Below are 22,001 nucleotides of genomic sequence, written 5' to 3'. Positions count from 1 at the left end.
CTACTTCGAATCGAAGCTAGCCCTTTTTCTTAAAGATCCTCACTAGCTCTTTGTGCACTCGTGAGCGTTGTTTTTCTTCATAAAGTAATGTCCAGTAAAGTGCCCATTTGCCTGTGTCCCATATATCATCTCTTGGGAAAAGCTCAGCAAAGCTTTCGATGCTCACATCCGCTCGGTGGTAACGGTCAATCTCATTGGAACCATGTACCCCTGCGGAATTGACTTGGATCACTTCTTGAAAGGTTTCTTCTACTTTTATTGTCGCGAATAAGTTCCATTGGTAGTACTTCATATCGAGTGCAAGACCAAGAATATGCACTTGATCAGGGTCGATTTGTAAACCAACCTCTTGCTCCACACCACGAATCACACTTTGCACGATGTCTGGACCCGATTGTGTGGAGGAACGATCGGCTACGGGATCGATCGCTTCGACAACACTCACATCCCATTCACCAGGACGTACACCTGTATGGCTATTCCGTTTCGTTAAGATGACTTGATGGTCGGAGGTAATCACTGTGCCTATAACGCCAACACCGTTCGCTAGAAAAGGAATTGGCTTTCTCCAATCGTCTACACCCTGTAAAAAACCGCTTCTAATGGAAGGATAAGTATTGTTTGGGAATGGCTTATCTAATTGGGCATTGGTGGCTTGATAGGTATAATAATCGGACATGACAAATTGTAATGTCAGGTGTTGCTGCTCATCGTAATCCGTTTTCGAATCTTTGAATGAGTGAAGAGCGACTTGTTTGGTATTATACATGGCCCGACTTTGTTCAATCTGTTCGCGACGCTGTGTGAGCTGTTCAGGTAAGGTAATCGCTTCATGTCTGAGTAAAGACGTTATATGTTTACTGCGAATTCGCTCTGTCCCTGTTCCCACACAGCTAATGATACTTGTTTTTTGATTGCCAATATACGCAAAGGGTATGTCACCCTCATTATGGGGATGCTCCTTTTTCGTCTCTTTTCTTTTAAGGTGAATCGCTCTTTTTTTCTTTATAGCATCGCCTTTGTATAGGAAGAATAAGGAACAAATAATGGTAATGATAACCGGAATTAAGATGATCGTTATAAAGTTTGAAAAAATGGCACTCAAATAAAACACCTTCTGACTAGTTAATCTATTAGTACTTTTGGTCCGATAGATATATCCTAACACCAGAAGCGAATTTCGTCATTAATAAATGTGAAGTTCTAATTGAACGTTACTCAAAGGGTTATAGAGATAAGAAATGGCCAATATCACAAAGTTATGTGAGTGTCTGAAGAATCTCTACTTCCTACTGTCCAATAAATTGTTTAGGAGACATACCGACAAATTTTTTGAAGACACTACTAAAGTATTTATACTCACTGTATCCGACTTCTTCTGCGATTTCATAGACTAACTTGGAATCATCCTGGAGCAGTTCAAGGGCCTTGATAATTCGATAACGATTGAGGAACTCATTAAAGTGAAACTGTGTGTACTCTTTAAATTTAAGGTTCAAGGTAACACTTGAAACGTTTAGTGTTTCGCTTACTTGTTTTAAGGTGAGCTTCTGTTGGTATTGTAACTTGATATATTGAATCGCTTCATTAATGAGACTAGATTGAATTTGATAAAGCAAGTCGACATTTAAGATTTGTTGAAATAGTAGTTGGTTTGCCTCTAAGTGGTGATGAATTTTCTGCTCATTTAAACGTTGGACTAAGGAAGCCAAGCTTTGCTCAAACTCTTGCATGTCAATCGGTTTGAGCATATAACTATGAACACCCATCGTTATCGCTTGCTGGGCATATTCAAACTCACTAAACCCCGAAATAATCATCGCCTGATAGTCAACCTTCTTATACGTCTCCCGTAACATCTCGAGGCCGTCTTTAAAGGGCATTCTCACATCAGTAATAATAATATCTGGTTTGAGTGCTAAGATTTTCTCTTCTCCTTCTTCGCCATTATCGGCACAACCGATGACCATACAGTGATTTTTTAACCAATTTACTTTAAATTGTAGCCCTCTTTGAATGATTTGTTCATCTTCAACGATTAGAACGCGATACATGGACATCACCTAATCTCTTTTGGAATTTTAATTAATACACTTGTCCCATTTCCTTCCTTTGACTGTAACGACAATCCATAATTTTCTCCATAAAGAATTTGAATTAATTGGTGCGTATTCTTCAGACCAATATGTGAACCAATTTCATTTGTTCCTTCTAATAGCGAATGAATTTCTGACATGCGCGTTGATGATATGCCTAACCCGTCATCTTTGATTGTAATGATGAAGTCTTGTCCATGGACTTCGGAATAGACATGGATTGTAAGTGAATGAACTCGTTCGATATTATGCTTAATGGCATTTTCAATTAGTGGCTGAACGATTAATTTAGGCACATGCAGTTGATTGTGTTCTTCAGGAATATTAATATGAGCATCTAACCTCTGACCAAAGCGCATTTTCTGTAATTCAATATAATCAAGTACATACACGAGGTCCTCATTTAAGGGCACAGTCATCTCACCTAGATTCGTATTATAACGCATTAATCGAGCAATTTTGACAATGATTTCTGAGGCATTATCAGGGTTTAATGTTATTTCATATTTTAACATTTCTAAGACATTGTATAGAAAATGTGGATTAAATTTCGCCTCAAGATTTTTGATTTCTATCTTTTTCTTATGCTCGACTATTTCTTGATTGGTTTCAATTAAGCTTCGGATTTGCTCGATTTTATTTGTATACTCTTCATAAATGAGCTGGAACTCACTAAATTCCTGAGTTTGATGCTGAACGTCTGGCTTATGATTGGTAATCGTAGCCAATAGCGAGTCAAATGCTAACAATGATTTATTTAATATCTTAGGTGCAATCAAATAGGCGATAAGGAAAATTATAAAAAGCATGACAAACATCGAAGTAAGTCCATAGATAATCAGTAAAATAAAGATATTCACAGGTGTTAAGGTATAGATCATCATTAGGCTATCATGTAACACACTTCGACTTACATAATAATAAGAATTCTCGATCATTTGAAAAGATTTATCGGCATCTAAATGAAGCTTGCCTAATGGAACGCTATGAAAGTGGTGTGACTGACCGATTATATTGTTGTATGAATCAACCACATACGTCATTTCATGTTGACTTTGAATCTGATTAATAGGTCTAACAAAGAAAAAGAGGTAACCAATCGTCTGTCCAGCCTCTTCAATGGTTGTTGATAAAAAATAAGACGAACTAGGAGTAGAACTAATTAAAGCGTTTCCAATTGATTGTTCTAAAATATGTTCGTTATTTAATCGTTCAATCAGAGTAGAGAAATAGTAATCTTCAAGTAATCGGTTTTTTTGCTCGTCTAAGAGACTACTAGCTAATATTTCTCTATTAGAATTCAAGACTAGAAAGTGCGTGGAGATATTTAATTGATTTTGTAAGTCATAAAGTTGTTGGCTTACTTTCCTATGACCTACCTCTAATTTGATAAATTGTTTAATCTCTTTTTTGAGAGAAAGTGTGTGTAACTCTTCACGTATTGTATGAAAATCTTGCTCAAGTTTGGTCGTTAATTGCTGATGGGTGTTAAGGTTTGGACGAACGATTGTATATTGAAACAGAACAAAAAGAGATAGAAGATAAATACTAAGGATAATAATTAAAATAATCATAGTGTATCGCATCAAAGTCTTCTCGATATAATCTTTAATCTTCATTGTTCTCATCTTCTCAGCTCCATATAGAAAGATGCCCCTTTTAAAGGGACAACCTTCTACGGTGTTTATAAACTTAGCTCTTTTTTACCAGTTAATTTAAAAAAGAGCAATAGTGAAACAATGGAAGTTAAAGTAAGGATGGCAGAATAGGCAGATGCATTTCCGAAATTACCACGGATAACTTCCGTATAGATAGATACAGATAGAGTTTGCGTGCCAGCTGAGTAAAGGATAATCGAGGAACTTAGCTCGCCAAGGATGGTTATCCAACTCATAATGGCCCCGGCAAGAACACCTGGCATCATCATCGGAACCACGACCTTATAAAAAGCTTTCGTTTCTGATGCACCTAAGCTGATCGCAGCTTCTTCAATACTCGGACTAATCTGGCTAATAATCGCCGTACTTGAACGAATCGTATAAGGAATTCTTCTGACTATAAATGAAATAATCATAATCGTTACCGTACCAGTTAAAAATAATGGCTGGTCACTAAAAGCAAAAACGAGGGCAATCCCCAATACAGAGCCTGGTATGACAAACGGTAACATGGAAACCGTATCTAATATTGAATTTATCATATTCCTTTTACGAATAGTTAGGTAAGAGATAAAAATTCCGATGATAATAATGATAATGATAGAAATAAAACCCATTTTATAAGTGTTAATAATCATCGATACATCACGATTGAATAAAATAGTATAATAATTATCTAACGAAAAATTACCCGTATATACTTGCCCTCCGACTGTTTCTAGAAATGACGTGTATAGAACCACTAATTGAGGAAGAATTGCTAAAAATGTAACAGCATATACGAGTGTATGACTTAGAATATTTTTGATACCTTTACTAGGTTGAACAGACATTGGTTTTAATGCTGACATGGAATAGGAGAACTGACGTGAGATTATACGTTGAAAAAGAAATAAAGCAATCGTTACTAAAATAAAGATCGAAGCAAGTGCAGCGGCAAATCCAGCATCGCCACCAACTTCACTCATAAATTGCTGATAGATGAGTACAGGCATCGTACGATAACCTTCTCCAATCAACATCGGTGTTCCAAAATCGGCAATTACTCTCATAAACACGAGTAAAGAACTAGCAAGAATCGTTGGTATAATAAGCGGTACAACAACTTTTAATACACGTTGAATGTTGGAATAGCCTAGGCTCTCTGCCGCTTCGATTAATGAATTATCTAAGTTCTTTAAGGCACCTGAAATATAAATAAAGATAAGTGGAAAGGACTGTAGAGTTAACACAAGGACAATCCCCGAAAAGCCATAAATCCCATCAAAGTTAATTTGAAAGGTATTATTAATAAACTTTGTAACAACGCCACTTCTACCTAACAACTGAATCCAAGCATAGGCTCCGATAAAAGGTGGAGATATATAAGATACAATAATTAAAATTTGAATAAATTTACTTCCGAATATTTTGACTCGTCTCAGCAAGTAAGCGAGTGGTAAACCAATGATGACAGATAACATGGTTGCGACTATCGTTACTTTAAAACTATTAAGTAACGTGACCCAAAAGTATTTACGCTCAAAAAATCGGGTGAAATTTTCCAACGTAAAACCATCCTGGTTAAAAACACTTTTACTGAGGACGAGAAATAAAGGATATAAGACAAATAAGAGAGCAAGTAACAAAATGACGATTGAAATAACATTCCATGACGATAATTTGCGGTTGTTTTTCATATTACACACCCGCTTTAATGATCGATTCTTCTGTTAACGAATGAAAAACATTTATTTGAGCTGACTTCACCTGTAAGTGAACAATTGAACCTTCTTTTAACAACTGATTAAATGCCGCATCTTCCACAACTTCGATCCGTACTCCATCCTCTAAGCGAATGAAATAATGTGTATGAATTCCAAGAAACATCGTACTTTCAATGAGTCCTTTTAATCCATCTGTAGAGTCAGTTAATGTAAAATCTTGTGGTCTGATTGACATAAGCACTTCTTGATTGTCGATCACATCATCAGCCAATGTATGAATAGGAAAAGAATACGTATTGTTATTGATATGAATCTTTTGGCTAGAACCATCCATAGTGACGGAGCCTTTTAAGTTGTTTGAAGTACCAATAAATTGAGAGACAAATAGATTAGCAGGGCGTCTATAGATGTCCTCCGGCTTACCAATTTGTTGGATGACACCATTATTCATAACGGCAATGCGATCGGAAATGGCTAGTGCTTCTTCTTGATCATGGGTGACATAGACTGTGGTGATACCTATTTCTTGTTGAATTTGCCTAATTGCATTCCTCATTTCAACGCGCAATTTCGCATCTAAATTAGATAAGGGTTCATCCATCAAGAGGACGCGTGGGTGAATAACGAGGGCACGGGCTAATGCAACTCGTTGTTGCTGACCTCCTGAGAGATTTTCTGGTTTCTTATGGCGGTGCTGCTCAATTTGAACGGTTTTCATAATCGCATCTAGCTTCTGATTGATTGATTCTTTTGACATATTGTTGTTTCTTAGACCGAAAGCAATATTATCCTCAACGGTCAAATGCGGGAAAATTGCATAGTTTTGAAAAACCATGCCCATCTTTCTTTTATTAACTGGCGTATGATTGATGACTTGTCCATCAATTTCTATTTGACCTTCTTCAATGGAGTTAAAGCCAATGATCATTCTTAAAAGTGTTGTTTTTCCACAACCGGATGGACCAAGTAATGTAAATAGTTCACCAGGCTTAATGTCTAAAGATAAGCCTTTTACTACAGTATCTGTCCCATAACGTTTGACGACTTTATCAATATGAATGGAAACGGCCATGCTGTATACCTCCTTTATATGAGCACAGAGTAACGGGAGTGTTACTCTGTGCATAAACATCTTAGTCTAATGAGCGTTCAATGATATCGACATACCTTGATGTAATTTCTTCTGTATGTTCGATGACCCACATTTCGTCATACTCTTCAAAGAGCTTAATGTCTGATTGTGGTGTCATATAATCAGCAAGCTCTACGCCATCTCGTAATGGACGAACTGTTAACTCCTGACCGGCTTTACTTTGTACCTGCTCGGAGAGAACATAATCAACAAATTTTTTGGCATTTTCTAAGTTAGCTCCACCTTTTATAATTTGAACGGCCTGCCCGGGGAATATAGCCCCTTCTTCAGGGAAGACAACCTCAACAGGTGCTCCACTTTGGATGTAGTGGATAACAGGATCTTCCCACGTCAATCCTACTGCATACTCTCCATCAGCTACGCCACGATGTACTTGACCTGAGCTCCCTTGAATTTTCCCATCTAGGCTGGCAATAAAAGACTCAACAAAGGTCCAAGCTTCCTCAGAGAGGGGATCGCCATGGCCTGTTGCGTAAAGCATCGCAATTAATGATTGAAAGGCAGAGCTTGAATTGACTGGGTCACCAAAGGCAATACGGCCCTTTAAATCTGGGTCTAGTAAGTCATAAAAGCTAGTGATAACACCTTCACCTGCTAATTCAGTATTAACAATAAAAACGGTAGGGTCAGCAAAAGCAGGCGAGAAGTAACCTGTTGTATTTTGAAATTCAACCATCATATGTTCATCTTCTGTGGAGACATATTCTTCAAATAATTCTGTTTTATCGTGAAGCATCGTTACATCTGCCGCCCATAAAATATCTCCTTGTGGGTTATTGCGTTCCGTTTCAACACGAGTAACAAGTTCCCCAGTTCCAGCCGTAATCGTCTGTACCTTAATGCCTGTATCTCGTTCAAAATTTGGGATAACAGCTTCATTTAAACTTTCACTTCGAGCCGTATAAATAATTAATTCATCGTCTGAGCTAGATGAGTTGCCACTAGAGCATGCGACACTAATTAGAGCAAATAAACTAATAAAACAAAATTTATAAAGCGTTTTCATATTAAATCCCCCTTTTAATAAATAATAATTACTCTTTTAGCGTACACATTTTTTATTAATTCGATAATCCTAAAAAAAGAAAAAAATATCAGATTTCATTCAGAATGATGAACGCATTGTCTGATTATAATGGTCATGAGGGGTTTCAAATAATCTTTTCATTACTTAGGGATAAAGTTTTTATTAATAAGTGACCGGTGAAAGATATTAGCAGAAAGAAAAAGGGTAGGGAATTCAGAGGTACGTTATTCATGTAGGTTTGGTATGACTTGGTAAATTTATTGAATCAATTTGGTGGAGTTCTTTATGAGAAGGGGTGAAAATAAGGCGTTTCCTACTTAGAGATCTACACCTATAAATGTGGGTGAAAACCAATCGAATATCCTTAGGAGAATCGAGAAAAAAGCAGCCACAATTTTTTCCAATGGCTGCTTTTTCATCTTAGTTTAAACTTATATTAGTAGTCTTCAAAGGAAGTTATTGACTAGTGTAATGGATTTACACCTTTAAAACGCAACTGTTATGCTTATTTTTCTATGAATATGGGTTGTCGCACATTATCTGTATACCTGACTTACCTATTTCCCTTCAATGGTAACATTGGCTTTATCGGTATCTGGACTGTCTAATCTAAACCCAATAAACGAATCGTCTACACGAGTTATGAAACTTCTATGCTCGTTTTTTATCCCGGAAAAGGTTGTCTCAAATATTTTCTGATTAAAACTAGTTCCATTTATTGAAGTCTCTTTGTCTTCTTCTTTCCAAACAAATGGATGAGGATTAAAATTTTGTGGATGGTATAAATCGAATCCATCTTCTTCTTTAAACTCCCCATAGTTTTCGAGGACTCGAATGTAATTTTCATATACCATTTTTGATTTCTGTTCCGCATCCATCTCAGAAAAAACGGTATCAGGTTCATAATATAAGTAGTTGAGATACTCCTGAAAAACATGGCTACCATTGCTTCCTTCTAATTTAGAACGTGCATTTGGTATCATAAAAGTGAGGCTTTCCGTATATTGTCCAAGGTCATCTATGATTAGATCAAGGGTATATGGGCTTTCATTCGTCGTTCTTGTCCCTTCAATCTGAATGTCAATATCTGCAACCATTGGTTGTACTTCTTGAATGTATGCTTCGTATACCTCTGTATAGTCCTCAGAATAGTAATCGCTGAATACATCATACATGAAATCGCTCATCTCTTGATAGTCAGCGATTTCAAATACCTTTCTATCTAAGGCTGCATACTCTTCATAGAGTTTGTGATGAGTCTCACTAGCAAATTGTATAAGTTCATTATCAGACATATGTAGAATATCTTCTATGACAACGCCACTTTCACCTAAAGCATGGTCATTAATACTATACATCGTTACCTTACTGTTATTAAAGACGTATATATAATGAATTTTCGAATCCCGAATAGGGTCACTATCCGTTTCAATCCAAATTGGGTAGTTTTCAAAACCTTCGCTTAACGGGATAAAATCTTCTGCTGTATGATTTCTAGGGTTATCACTAACTAGCTCATCCGCTGTTTGTTTCACTTCATTACTTCCACAACTTGCTAAAATAAATAGAGCGATCATGGTGACTAACATCACAAAGTCGATCTTAAGTAAAAACATGTGGCCAATACCTACCGAATATAAAAAAATATAGGAAAAAATACTATCAATATAGTATAGTTTATTATGTTGATTTTTCCAACTATTTATCTGAGGTTAATAGGACGTGATTTTAGAGTATTATTATATAGATTTTCATATCAGGTTAATTTATTACATGTTTTTCGGTATGAATGAAAGAAAAAATATAATGTTGGTAGATTCCTAGCAAGTTAAGTTACGCACAAAATAATATAATGAAAGTTTATAGGTCTATAAACCTATGTATTATACTATAATCTCCTCTGACATAATTTCAAAAGGAGACTTCATGAAAAAGACAGCAAGAATGGCAGCAGCATCTTTACTAGTGTTTACCGCTTTATTGAGTCCGCTCACAGCATTGGCAAGTAACCAAAAAGAGAAGCATAGTAACTTGAGTGAATGAAGATTTGAGGGGGAACTTGACCTCAGAAGAGTCGAATAACCCAGAACTAAAAATCATTGAAAGTAAAGATGGCTTTATGTACGACAGTCAAAAAGTGGAAGGATCTGCTTCGTCTAAGTGTATAGAAAATGAGTGAGTCCAAATAAGGAGGTAGGAAGAAAATAGGTCTTATTAACCATCTCCTTCAATAAACTTGTCTTTCACATCTATCAACGCTATACTAGAAGCAAATTCAAACGATGGCTGGAGACCTAGGAGAGCCCTACTTGATTGTGGACATTTAGTTATTTCTAAATGGCACGAACAGTAGGGCTTTTTTGTTTGGCTAGACATCGATTGAGAGTGAGGGGGGAGTTATCAATAATAATTTCTGAATTTTCTGTAAAGTTTATGAAGCTTTTGTTAAGAGAGGGTTAGAAGATTGTAAAGAAGTAGTGCTTAAGTGAAGATAAGTAACGGAAAGCGACGAACAGGTAATAAGTTGTTACTAGAATAAGTGGGTATGTCAAGTATCGAGGAATGTTGAGTGATAAAAAAATCAGTATCGAGACGGACGGCACAGCTTGTTTGAATAGCAAAGGCCGTTTGATGGGGAGGAAAAGATGAGTAGAACAACCGTATTAAAGAAGATGCGACATGGGATTATCTATTTGCTTATTTTTGTTATGACGGTCGGTCATTATGTAACGTGGGTAGAGAGTAGTGCTCATGCCGAAAATCAAATTAAGATAGCTAATGATAATCAGGAAGAACAAGGCTTTAGTGTTGAGAAAGGTAAGGCAGATGAGGTCGGTATTCCTATTTCTGAACAGGTGAACGATGACCAAGAACATGAGGAGAAGGAACATACCGAGGGTTCAATAGATCGAAAAGAAGAGAGCAAAGACAAAAATAAGGACATTACTGATTCGAGGAATGAGACGGAAGTAGAGGAGGGTGAAGCTTTTGAAACGGTGATTGAAGAAGAAAAGGGTACAGGTGAAGAAGAGAAAGAGTTGAATGATGGGAGTGAGGTGATCGAAAAAGAGACGGTCGGTGATGTTGATTCAGATGAACGTGTTGATGGTGAAAGGGGGGCAAATGAAGGCGACGGTGAGGAAACGGTTGAGGTAGGCACTGGAAGTGAACAAGCTTTCGTGGAAACGCCTGATTTGATGATTACGGAAATTGTCGCTCGTTCTGCTGGTGCGGGTCAGCCGTATGAATTTATCGAAATTTATAATAATACATCGAGCGATATGAATTTAGACGGGTATGAGCTTCACTATTTTACGAACAATTTTAATAATCCTGCCAATCGTTGGCCTATTCAAGGAACAACGGTTAAAGCGAAAAGTGTTCATGTAATTTGGCTTAAGAAATTCAATGATCCGACTGTACCGCTTTGGGATTTTAACAGTAATTATGAGACGCTCTTGAAAGCTGAGCAAGTCTTTCAATTGCCATTAACGACTGCGGCACAGGGTCTAGCAGATACGGCGACAAGGAAGGTTGCGATCGCTAATGAAAATGGTGAGCTAGTAAGTTCGGCGGTTTATAACGATGGTGTACTGGATGGGATTTTGAATCGTAGTGTCATTTACACTTCAACCAGTGCCGATATTGAAATGGAATGGCTTACCAATGATCAAGTACCGACACCTGGAACCCTTGTTTCGGAGCAAATACCAGGTCCGACGTCTCCAGGAAATGTGCGCGGTGTGGCTGGGGATGCTCAGATAAACTTAAGCTGGGATGAGTCTGGATCAGCGGCTGTTGGTTATCATTTGTATGATGGAGAAGGCAGTGAACCTATTTTTATAGAAGGGACGGAAGCGGTGATTGAAAGTCTGACAAATGGTTCTTCCTATGAATATCGAGTGACGGCAATAGATGCTGTTGGGAATGAATCACCAAGCTCTGAGGTGGTGACGGTTGTTCCTCATACACCACTAGACCTTGAAAGTCCGGCTGCTCCAACCAATGTAAGGGCCAAGCCAGGGGTTGGGATCGTTCGATTGCAATGGGAGGAGAATAAAGAAGAAGATTTGGCCGCTTATCGCATTTATGTAGATGGTACATTGTATGAAGAGGTGTCAAAGGAGACGCTCCAATCTACCGTTACACCTTTAGTTCTCGGTCGACAGTATACCTTTTCCATTTCCGCCGTTGATCGCGTAGGCAATGAATCGGCACTCACTGAGATCACGGCAGGTCCGTATGAAGAGCTTCCCGTGCCAGAGCTTTTAATTACGGAACTAGTACCGCAAACGCATAATTATTTAGGCTACAACGCATTTGAATACATTGAAATCTATAATAATAGTGCTGAGCCCATTGATTTAAAAGGCTATCGTGTCCGTTCCTTCAATTGGGATTATGAGATTACGGAATCTTTTATCATTCAACCTTGGGACACGATGCTGTTTTGGCCACGACGGGGCGAGGTTCAACCGATTACTATAGAGGCGTTTAATCATTATTATCTTTTATCAGATGAAAGTAAGTATTTGGATGATAACCGCATGTTAATTATTGATAATGTCGGTGGATTAGTGAATACGAATGAACAAACTGTATCGATTATTGATCCTTATGGAATAGAACAGACCGTTGCCCATTATTCCGGGCAGGATGTTTCGCGATTAAGATCGATTAAATATCAGTATCCAGATGATGGTACGAACGAAATGGAAAAGGTAGAGGCACATGCTAGACCGACACCAGGCTGGCTGGATCCGGGACAGGTTCCCGAGCGACCGCAGTATCATACGAATCAACCGGCTGCTCCAACAGGCATTCAAGTACAGGAGCTTGGAGGGAAAGCACAAATAAGTTGGCAAGCAAATAGCGAGGAGGATATGTTCCGTTATCATATTTATCAAGATGGCGAGTGGCAGTATTCTGTTCCTGCCGCACAGCTTGACTATACATTAGCGGCTTTAACAGGACATGTTGAGTATGTCGTGGAATTAGTGGCTGAGGATGAATCGGGCAATATCTCGGAAAAGTCGACACCGCTAATCGTTCAGGTCAATCATCAAACGATCGTCCAAAAAGAAAGAGAAAAACATTCACGTAATCCTGAATTTGATTATCTTTGGGACATTAGTGAGGACGGTCCGGTTATTCCTGGACTTGGTGAGGAATTAATTCCGCAGGGGCTAAGTTATGCAAAGGATCAGGACTGGCTTTTATCGGTCTACTACTTAGATGATAAAAGACCAAGTACATTAACCGTTGTTGATGCTAGCACGGAAAAGCTGGTAAAGTCTGTTCTTTTGTATCATGAGGATGGACTTCCTTACAACGGACATGCTGGTGGGATTGCTGTTAGTGGAGAACATGTTTGGATTGCTTCAGAGATGAGCCTTTACCAATTGAAATTAGAAGATTTAGTTCAGGCCAATGATAATGATCATGTCTATTTTATCAATCAAATACCTTTACCTGTACAGGCAGCGTATAATGTTGTTCATGATGGCGTGATGTGGGTCGGTGAATTTTATGAGGCTAACGATTATCCGACCAATCCGGAGCATCATTTGGAAAATCGTGATGGAGAGATGTATTACGCTTGGATGGTCGGTTTTCCTTTAGACCCAGAAACCGATGGCATAGATGAAGCGTATTGGGAAGGACCGGGCCACGAAGCTGACCCTGCTTATATTGTTTCTACACGTGAAAAGGTGCAAGGTGTTACTTTTGTCGATGGCGAATTAATAGTAAGTACGTCTTATGGTCGGGCAAATGCTAGTTACTTGTATCGCTATCATACCCCTCTTGAGGACGAACCACATACAACGGTTGAAATGAATGAACGTGAAATACCGGTGTGGTTTTTAGATAGTAAGCAAGAGCCTGAAGAAAATAGTCATTTACGCATTATTCCGATGTCAGAGGGATTGATTCATGTTGATAACCAACTCTATGTGACCTTTGAATCGGGAGCTAATAAATATCGCTTTACGACCACTTATGTGATTGACCGTATGTTAAAAATTGATTTAGCGGCTTGGGCAGGTCTACCGCCACATGTTGAAATGCTACTCGAAGAGGATGAAGCAGCACCAGCAGAGCGCGAAGGACCACTTGGTGAGATGGTGGAGCCAGCAAGGGAAACGGGTGATCCTTTAGAACACCTAAGTCGAGATGAAGTGGAGTAAGACGGAAGGTGATGAAGCCGGCTGTGGTGCCGGCTTTTACCTATGGATATAAGTATATTACTGGTGCTTAATAGGAGATCATCTTAGTCGCTTTTCATGGAGAAATAAGCTCTTTTATTCGGTCAGAGATATTTGAAAGGCCGGAGTACAACAACTTGAGGATGAAACTATTTATTTAGGGGTTTAAATGGGGCAGATAGATGGATTATATGGCGGCCATTTACTAGTCGCCATATTCTTGAGCTGGTAAGAAAAGGATAAACGAAGTAAAAGGGAGGGCATTTTTATGAAAATAAAAGATGTCTTAACCAACATAGAGTGGCAGTAGATTAGAGAGTTAGAGGACAAACTTGACCAGGCAAGAACAAAAAAGAAGTAAGGTATGATGATGTGGACAAAATTGAGGGAATTCTTTTTAATGCTAAAATAAGAATTGAAAAGTAGTTGAGTAATGATAAGTTAAATACGTTTTAAGAATATAAATTTTTTGAAAATTTTAAATTAGATATTGAAATCACATTTTATATGTAATAGAATGAGATAAAATAACATTTACTTTTTTGGGTAGAGAATGGGAGATCATCCATACAAAGTAAATTCTGAGGGGCTTATTTTGTGGTGCCTGTGCAGAATTTATTTTGAGACGGGCGATCTCCTATTTTTTTATGCAGAAAAGGGGTGAGAAAGGTGGTCGATGAGGTTAAAAACCTTGTTATAAGACCGTTTCTAGTGAAAACCAACAGAATAATGACAAGTGGTTGAACATCTCCCATGATTTGATTTTGTAATTATTGTAAGCGTTTTATTTTAAATGTTAATGTTATGTAAATGTTTCCCTTTATTAGACAGAATTGTTAGGGTTTTATGAATGAGTATTAAATCTAGTGTAAATATTTTGAAAATTAGTTGATTTTGAATACTGATAGTAGGTAATCTATAGGCGTGGTATTCAAGCCTTTCGAAATTTACATGAATCTGTGAGTGATTATGGGTGTTTGTTTCGAGAGGACAAATATGGAGTTTATTAAAGGGGGAAGAGGTAGTGAAGAAATTAACCTTTGCTTTAGTTGCTTTTTTGTTTATTGTGGCAGGGTGTAATTCAACAGCAGGAACAAGTGAAGAAGTAGATATTGAGTTTTATTTCCCAGTTGCTGTTGGTGGACCTATTGCGAATATTATTGATGAATATGTCGCTGAATTTGAAGAGGAGAATGAAAACATTAATGTCACGGCGATTTTTGGAGGAAGTTATCAAGATACGATGACGCAGGTATTAGCGGCTGTACAAGCTGGTAACTCACCTGATTTGGCTGTGCTTCTATCGGTTGAGCTTTTTACTTTACTTGAAATGGGTGCAATTGAAGAGGTAACACCTTATTTTGAACAAGAGTACTTAGATGATTTTTATGAAGGGTTCTTAGCGAATTCGGCGATTGGTGATGAGGTTTGGAGTGTTCCTTTCCAAAGAAGTACGATCGTTCTTTATTACAACAAAGACATGTTTGAAGAGGCTGGCCTTGATCCAGAACAACCACCTACGACATGGGAAGAGCTAGCGGAGTATGCGGATCAGTTGACGGTTCGTGACGGTGGCAATGTCTCACAGTGGGGGTTACAACTACCGAGTACAGGTTTCCAATACTGGATTACACAAGCTTTAGCCCTACAAACAGGTGAAAACATCATGTCTGAAGATGGAAAAGAAGTGTATTTTAATAACCCTGAGGTCGTAGAGGCTGTTCAGTTCTGGTATGACTTAGCGAATGTTCATGAAGTTATGCCAAAAGGAATCATTGAGTGGGGCACCGTGCCTTCGAACTTCTTAAGTGGGCAAACGGCGATGATGTACCACACGACGGGTAACCTAACCAATGTTCGTGATAGTGCTGATTTTGAATTTGGTGTCGCTATGCTTCCAGCTAATCATTCATTCGGTTCACCTACAGGTGGCGGAAATCTTTACTTATTTGAAGATATTCCAGAAGAAAATAAAGAAGCAGCGATTAAATTTATTGAGTTCCTAACTTCTCCAGAAAAAGTGGCGGAGTGGTCAATGGATACAGGTTATGTTGCAACTCGTGAATCGGCTTATGAGACAGATGCGTTAATTCAATATGTAGAGGATTTCCCAGCCGCTCAAGTTGCTCGCGATCAATTGGAGCATTCCGCAAGTGAGCTAGCAACCTATCAAAACGGTGAGGTTCAGCAAATTTTTAATGATGCTCTTCAGTCTATTTTAACAGGGGAAAGAAGTGTTGAGGAAGGCTTAGACCGTGCTCAAAATAGTGCTAGTAGTGTACTAGAACGTTTTCAAGATTAGGCGTGTACAAAAATGAAAGGGAAGAGCCTAGTTGCTTGGGCTCTTCACCCATTTTGGAGGGAAAAAGGTGAAAACATCTGTTGAAAAACAGCCAATCAGTCCAAGACTCCCTAAAAGAAAAGGGAAATTCAGAAGGTCATTAAAGACCAATTTATTTGCCTATGCTTTGCTTTTGCCCTCATTAATTTTCTTAGCGATCTTTACATATTATCCATCGTTACGGTCCTTTTTCTTAAGCTTTCATAGTGCTTCAGTGAATCGGATGGATTTTGATGGTCTCGGGCAGTATCAGGCAGTTTTTGGTGATGAAATCTTTAGACAAGTGTTAATGAACAACCTTATTTTTATGATTGGAACCGTGCCAACGAGTATTTTCTTGGCGATGTATTTAGCGATTTGGTTGAATAAAAAAATGCGGGGGAGCTCATTGCTTCGTACGTCCTTCTTTTACCCAACGGTAATGCCCTTAATCGCAATTGCCAACATCTGGCTCTTTATTTATACACCTACTTACGGTCTTTTAGATAAATTTTTGAGCTTGTTCGGGCTAGGTGGAATCAATTATTTAGGGGACCCGTCAACGGTCATGACGGCAATGATCGTCATGATGATTTGGAAGGAAGCAGGCTTTTTTATGATATTTTACTTAGCTGGCTTGCAAAACCTACCGAGCGATGTATATGAGGCAGCGAAAATGGAAGGGGCAAAGCCTTTTTATACATTCCGAAGAATTACGTTTCCGTTGCTGATGCCGACGACATTGTTTGTCATGATTATTGCGATTACAAATTCCTTTAAAAATGTCGATCATCTCTACATTATGACAAAGGGTGGACCTGATAATGCCAGTAATCTATTACTCTACTATATTTATCAAACTGCCTTTTCTTATTGGGATTTAGGGAAGGCCGCGGTTATAACTGTCGTGCTTGTCGTTATTTTACTGTCAGTATCGGCGTTTAATTACTTATATCTTGATAAGAAAATTCATTATTAGGGGAGGGTTGACGTATGACCAATTTCATTAATAAAGCAGTCATCATTATATTAGGATTATTTTTTGCGATTCCTCTCGTCTGGACTGTTGTTACGTCGATCTCCCCGACATCAGAAATTATTGGGGGTTCGAACCCTTTTTGGGTGTCGAGTCCGACGTTTGAGCATTATAAGGACGCTTGGGAAGCAGCTCCATTTCTACGATATTACTTTAATACGTTTATCATTGTATTTGGGATTTTGACGGTTCAATTTTTTACGATTACGTTGGCAGCGTATGCTTTTGCTCGTTTGAACTTCTGGGGTAAAAATATCTTGTTTATTGCATTCCTTGTGCAGCTAATGATTCAACCGGAAATTTTAATTTTCCCGAACTATACCGTGATGCAGCAGCTTGGACTTGTCGATAGTAAGCTCGCGGTGATGCTGCCATATTGGGCTTCGGCCTTCGGTGTGTTTTTATTAAGACAAACGTTTAAACAAGTGCCACAGGATTTAGATGAGGCTTCAGTTATGGATGGATCTCGTTGGTATCAAACGATTTGGCATGTTTATTTACCTTTAGCGAAACCGACCTATATTGCGTTTGCGTTAATTTCAGTCAGTCATCATTGGAGCAATTTCATGTGGCCGTTAATCATTACTAATACGGTGGATAGCCGTCCACTAACAGTCGGGATGGCATTATTTGCTCAATCCTTTGAAACGGGTGCACAGTGGGGCATGATTACCGCCGGTACGGTCATGGTCATTTTCCCACTGTTGATAGCTTTCTTTATCTTCCAAAAGCAATTCGTTTCGAGCTTTATGAACTCTGGGATTAAGTAACTGATTGCTTGTAAAGGGGAGACGGACTTTTTTGGGGAGAAGGTCATTCTGGTGAAGGGAAAGAGAGGTTAGTTGGAAAAGACCCATTTTGCGGAGGAAAAGAGTGGTGATGTGGCCACATCGAAGGGGAAAAGTGTCGTGAAGTGGTCGTAAAGGTGGAGAAGCGGCCACATCGAGGGATAAAAAGTTGATGAAGGTGTCATAAAGCGGAAGAAAAGACACCTTCGTCAGAGGAAAAAGCCCTCTGAAGTGTCATAAAACGAAAATAAAGGCATCTTCGCCAGGAAAAAAGCCATCGAAGTGACATGAAACGAGATAAAAAGACCCCACCCCGAGGATTAAGCCCTCGAAGGTGTCAAAAGCCCCATCCAAAACCTGCTAAAGGAGTTTTGCGTTGTGATAGAGATGATCTGTTTAGGAACTGGGTATGCGGCGGCTGCGGCGAACCGGGATAATACGTATTTACTTCTGCGGGAGCAGGTGAATCGTGATGCTGGTACGGTTCTTATTGATGTAGGGGGCAGCCCTCTTACTAAATTGAAAAAAGAGCAGGTCGATTTAAAGGCAATTCGTGCGGTTATTTTCACTCATTTCCACATTGATCATATATATGGTATGCCTTCGCTGTTATGGGGGATGTGGTTAGCTGGGCGTGAGGAAGAACTGACGATTTGTTGTGGCTCAGGTGATGAGAAGAAGCTTCGTCATTGGCTAGAGCTTTTGGAAATGGACAGTTGGCCCGCTAAATTTCAAATAAAAATTCATGTATACAAGGCGGAGGAAAAAGCTGAACTGCTGACATTAGGGGAAGCCAAAGTGTCGACTTTTCCAGCTAAGCATGCGGTTCCAACGGTTGGCATAGAAGTAAGAGAAGGCAATCGGACACTCGTCTATTCAAGTGATACAGAACCAAATGAATGGATTCGTCAGTATGATTATATTGATGAGTTATACCATGAGTGTACGCTGGCTCGAGGGGCTCTTGTACACCATACAAGCCTACAGCAATTTAGTCAGTTTTATAATCTTCATGTTTTTGGAAAAATCGTGTTTGTTCATTTATCTGATCAAGAGGATTACGTTTCTGCGATGAATGAATTTATGTCAGAAGAGGAGAAAGCTCGAATTCATTTTGCCGAAGAGAAAGCTTGACGGAGATTGATTTTACAGGAGATGTTAAGTTGAGGAAACGGGGGCTTCAAAAATGAAAGTAAAAGAAAAGAATCTATCAATCGTTGATATGGTCGAGACGCAAGTGATTGCTTCAATTTTAGAGCAGGAACATATTGAGGCGGCGATTCAAAGCGAAGTGAACATAGCCTTTCTTGTAACAGGGAGTCTATTAACGCTTGAGGATGATGTGAATCGTTTAAAAGATGCGGGGATGTATGTGTTTGTTCATTTAGATTTTATTGGTGGACTTGCGAGTAATAAGGACGGCATTCAATACTTAGCTCGAAAAATTAAACCTCATGGTATTATCACGACAAAAAATCAACTCATAAAAATGGCCAGAGCAGAAGGGCTTTTATCCATACAACGTACGTTTTTAATTGATAGTAGTGCCATTAATAAGTCGATGTCGATGATCGCTTCGAGTAAACCAGATGCGATTGAGGTATTGCCGGGTGTCATTCCTAAAGTGATTGAGGATTTATGTGGACGAACCGATTTGCCGATCATTGCGGGTGGTTTAATTTCCCAAAAAGAAGAGGTCATGCAAGCCTTAGAAGCTGGTTCATTGGCCGTTTCAGGAGGAAATATCGATTTGTGGAATATGAAAATATAAATCTGGCATAACGTGTCAAAGAGGAAGAAACAATTAAATCATTGAGGCAGAGAATAGGAGAAGCCGACAACAAATCATTTTAACGGGATTGTTGTGGGCTTTTTTATGATTGATACGCCTAAAAGGAGTAAAACGGAGTACTCGAAGTAAGGATGAAATAAGTAATTGTTATAGAAATATAGGGGTACTCGCTTAACTAAAGGGTGTGTGGAATATACATCAAATAGAAGGTGTAGAGGGAGAGGTAACTCCATAAGGTAGTTTGAAAAGGGGAGGTTTAGTTGTGCAGAACAATTTACGGACGTTTACAAAAGCGATTGATGATATTGAACGTAAAATTATTGAAATGGCGGATATCACAGGTCAAGAGCTACAATTGGCTGTTCATTCACTTACCGACCGTGAAAAGAACAACCATTGCCAGCAGGTTTTGCAACTGGACCGTCAAGTTGATGATTATGATTATCAAATTTATTCATCGATTATCGAATTGATTTTAATTCAACCACCTTTACCCGTCGAGCTCAAAACATTAACAATAATGAATCGAATATCGCGTGAGTATGAGCGGATTGGTGATCAAGCAGTCAATATTGCTGACCTGGCAGCAGTCACGAAGCTATCGGGCGGCTCGCGACTTTATCAAGAATTGAAGGAAATGTGTGATTTAACTACGTCTATGTTGGCTTCAAGTATTTATGGAATTCAAGAGAAAGACCCATCAATTGCAGAAAAAATGGAAAAGCAAGAAGACGAGGTTGACCAGTATTTCCATCGCCTTCATCAGTACATCGTTGATGAGATGAGGCATGAGCCTGAACAAATTGGCTCACTTGCGAATCTATTACTCGTTAGTAGATATCTGGAACGAAGTGCTGACCACGTCGTGAACGTGACAAGGCAAGTTACACAAATGGTCCATATGTTGGCATAAAGCTTTTTTATAAAAAAAACAATTGTGGTGTGGAGGGAATCGAGTGGAAAAAGGATTTATTTTTGACTTGGACGGTACCGTTTATTTGGGTGAAAAAGAAATTGATGGTGCCGCTGATGCGATTAATCAGTTACGTGCACGTGGAGACCGAGTTCTTTTTTTATCAAATAAACCAATTGCAACAAGACAGTCATATGTAGAAAAATTAAATAAAATGGGGATCACCACTAATTTAGATGAGGTCTTGAACTCCAATTTGATTATGGCTCAATATCTACGAGATGTTTTGAATCAGGATGAAAAAGCCCTCGTTATCGGGGAGCCACCATTAATAGAAGAGCTTGCCCTCTGTGGTGTTTCAACGACCAAACAGGTAGACGAAGCACAATATGTCGTTCTTTCATGGGACCGTCAATTTTCCTATGAGAAGTTGAATGATGCTTATCAAGCCTGGAAGCATGGAGCTAAAATTATTGCGACAAACCCGGATCGAACTTGCCCAATTGAAGGTGGCGATATTCCCGATTGTGGGGCGATGATTGGGGCGTTGGAGGGAGCAACAGGTAAGCCAATCGACCTTGTCGTCGGAAAACCGTCGGCACTTATGGCAGAAGCGGCGATTCACGCGATTGGACTACCGAAGGAACACTGCTATATGGTCGGCGACCGGCTTGAAACCGATATTAAAATGGCGAATGACGTGGGGATGCACAGCGTCTTAGTGATGACTGGCGTAACAACTGCAGACATGCTCGCGGAATCGGAGCATCAACCAACCTACACCCTGAGCAGTATTAGTGAGATTTTGAAGGTTTTGTAAAAAATCGATGGTGAGGTATTAGTTTGAGAGTAGGCAATTGGAGGGAGCAGAGAAGTAGCAAAACCCCGTGGAAAGATAGCCGAGGTGTCGAAGGGCAAGGTAGGAAGTAACAATACTTAAGGGGAAAAAGAGTCGAGCTGTTGTAGGAAATAGCGGGAAGTAACAACACTCGTGGGAAAAAGAGTCCGAGTGTTGTAGGGAAGGGAGAGAAGTAAGAACCCTCCGAAAAGAACTCTTTAACTGTTGGCTTTTATTCTATTTAATTTCTAGTTCGAGTGAGTGCCATGAGGAACCTATAGATGAAGTAAAAGCCATATGTATCTCGGTAAAAAGGGCGTCAAGTAATAAAATTGATAGGTTTAATGGGTACTTCGCAGATGAGAATTAGAGGCGTTGATTAAAGGGTCGACATGATCAGAGGGGGAAAAAGGTAAAGAAGGTGTCGACCAAGGAGCCCGGTCGACATGATCAGAGGGAAAAAAGGTA

General features: G+C 39.1%; 15 protein-coding genes. 8 read left to right on the top strand and 7 right to left on the bottom strand.

Annotation, left to right across the window (positions count from 1 at the left end):
• Window positions 1-16: 16 nt before the first annotated feature.
• From PQ479_RS16495 to PQ479_RS16465, 7 genes are all read right to left on the bottom strand, one after another.
• A complete protein-coding gene (locus PQ479_RS16495; RefSeq protein WP_047987086.1) occupies window positions 17-1,105 on the bottom strand; it encodes an NUDIX hydrolase in 1,089 nt (362 codons plus the stop codon).
• A 184-nt stretch (window positions 1,106-1,289) separates the two neighbouring features.
• The gene (locus PQ479_RS16490; protein WP_273717094.1) at window positions 1,290-2,060 is read right to left on the bottom strand and encodes a response regulator transcription factor; all 771 of its coding nucleotides are present in this window, start codon (window positions 2,058-2,060) and stop codon (window positions 1,290-1,292) included.
• Window positions 2,060-3,724: a sensor histidine kinase gene (locus tag PQ479_RS16485; protein ID WP_047987087.1), complete on the bottom strand. Its 1,665-nt coding sequence runs from the start codon at window positions 3,722-3,724 to the stop codon at window positions 2,060-2,062. Before PQ479_RS16485 ends, PQ479_RS16490 begins: the two co-directional genes overlap by 1 nt.
• Window positions 3,725-3,780: 56 nt before the next feature.
• Window positions 3,781-5,433, bottom strand: coding sequence for an ABC transporter permease (locus tag PQ479_RS16480; protein WP_047987088.1), 1,653 nt, complete (start codon window positions 5,431-5,433; stop codon window positions 3,781-3,783).
• Between the two features lies 1 nt (window position 5,434).
• On the bottom strand, window positions 5,435-6,532 hold the full coding sequence (locus tag PQ479_RS16475) for an ABC transporter ATP-binding protein (protein WP_047987089.1): 1,098 nt from the start codon (window positions 6,530-6,532) through the stop codon (window positions 5,435-5,437).
• Window positions 6,533-6,593: 61 nt separating this feature from the next.
• Window positions 6,594-7,619, bottom strand: a complete 1,026-nt coding sequence (locus PQ479_RS16470; protein WP_047987090.1) for an extracellular solute-binding protein — start codon at window positions 7,617-7,619, stop codon at window positions 6,594-6,596.
• A 578-nt stretch (window positions 7,620-8,197) separates the two neighbouring features.
• Complete coding sequence (locus PQ479_RS16465; protein WP_047987091.1) at window positions 8,198-9,256, bottom strand: hypothetical protein; 1,059 nt, start codon at window positions 9,254-9,256, stop codon at window positions 8,198-8,200.
• A gap of 1,029 nt (window positions 9,257-10,285) precedes the next feature.
• On the opposite strand from PQ479_RS16465, the gene PQ479_RS16460 reads away from it, so the two are divergent.
• The 8 genes from PQ479_RS16460 (at window position 10,286) to PQ479_RS16425 (ending at window position 21,515) form a co-directional block, all read left to right on the top strand.
• Window positions 10,286-13,828, top strand: coding sequence for a fibronectin type III domain-containing protein (locus PQ479_RS16460; RefSeq protein ID WP_053070282.1), 3,543 nt, complete (start codon window positions 10,286-10,288; stop codon window positions 13,826-13,828).
• Window positions 13,829-14,870: 1,042 nt separating this feature from the next.
• Window positions 14,871-16,148: an ABC transporter substrate-binding protein gene (locus PQ479_RS16455; RefSeq protein ID WP_083991148.1), complete on the top strand. Its 1,278-nt coding sequence runs from the start codon at window positions 14,871-14,873 to the stop codon at window positions 16,146-16,148.
• Window positions 16,149-16,242: 94 nt separating this feature from the next.
• Window positions 16,243-17,145 (top strand): carbohydrate ABC transporter permease, encoded by a 903-nt coding sequence (locus tag PQ479_RS16450; protein ID WP_047987559.1) that lies wholly within the window; start codon window positions 16,243-16,245, stop codon window positions 17,143-17,145.
• Between the two features lie 14 nt (window positions 17,146-17,159).
• A complete protein-coding gene (locus PQ479_RS16445; RefSeq protein ID WP_047987092.1) occupies window positions 17,160-17,972 on the top strand; it encodes a carbohydrate ABC transporter permease in 813 nt (270 codons plus the stop codon).
• A 405-nt stretch (window positions 17,973-18,377) separates the two neighbouring features.
• The gene (locus tag PQ479_RS16440; protein ID WP_273717106.1) at window positions 18,378-19,124 is read left to right on the top strand and encodes an MBL fold metallo-hydrolase; all 747 of its coding nucleotides are present in this window, start codon (window positions 18,378-18,380) and stop codon (window positions 19,122-19,124) included.
• A gap of 52 nt (window positions 19,125-19,176) precedes the next feature.
• Window positions 19,177-19,761, top strand: coding sequence for a glycerol-3-phosphate responsive antiterminator (locus PQ479_RS16435; protein ID WP_047987093.1), 585 nt, complete (start codon window positions 19,177-19,179; stop codon window positions 19,759-19,761).
• A gap of 283 nt (window positions 19,762-20,044) precedes the next feature.
• Entirely contained in the window at window positions 20,045-20,695 is a 651-nt protein-coding gene (phoU, locus tag PQ479_RS16430) for a phosphate signaling complex protein PhoU (protein ID WP_047987094.1), read from the top strand.
• 43 nt (window positions 20,696-20,738) lie between these two features.
• On the top strand, window positions 20,739-21,515 hold the full coding sequence (locus tag PQ479_RS16425; RefSeq protein WP_047987095.1) for an HAD-IIA family hydrolase: 777 nt from the start codon (window positions 20,739-20,741) through the stop codon (window positions 21,513-21,515).
• Window positions 21,516-22,001 lie beyond the last annotated feature (486 nt).

Origin of the sequence: Alkalihalobacillus pseudalcaliphilus (genome assembly GCF_028610675.1) — a bacterium.
Taxonomy (GTDB): Bacteria; Bacillota; Bacilli; order Bacillales; family Bacillaceae_D; genus Alkalihalobacillus; species Alkalihalobacillus pseudalcaliphilus.
This window is presented reverse-complemented; position numbering and strand designations above follow the sequence as displayed.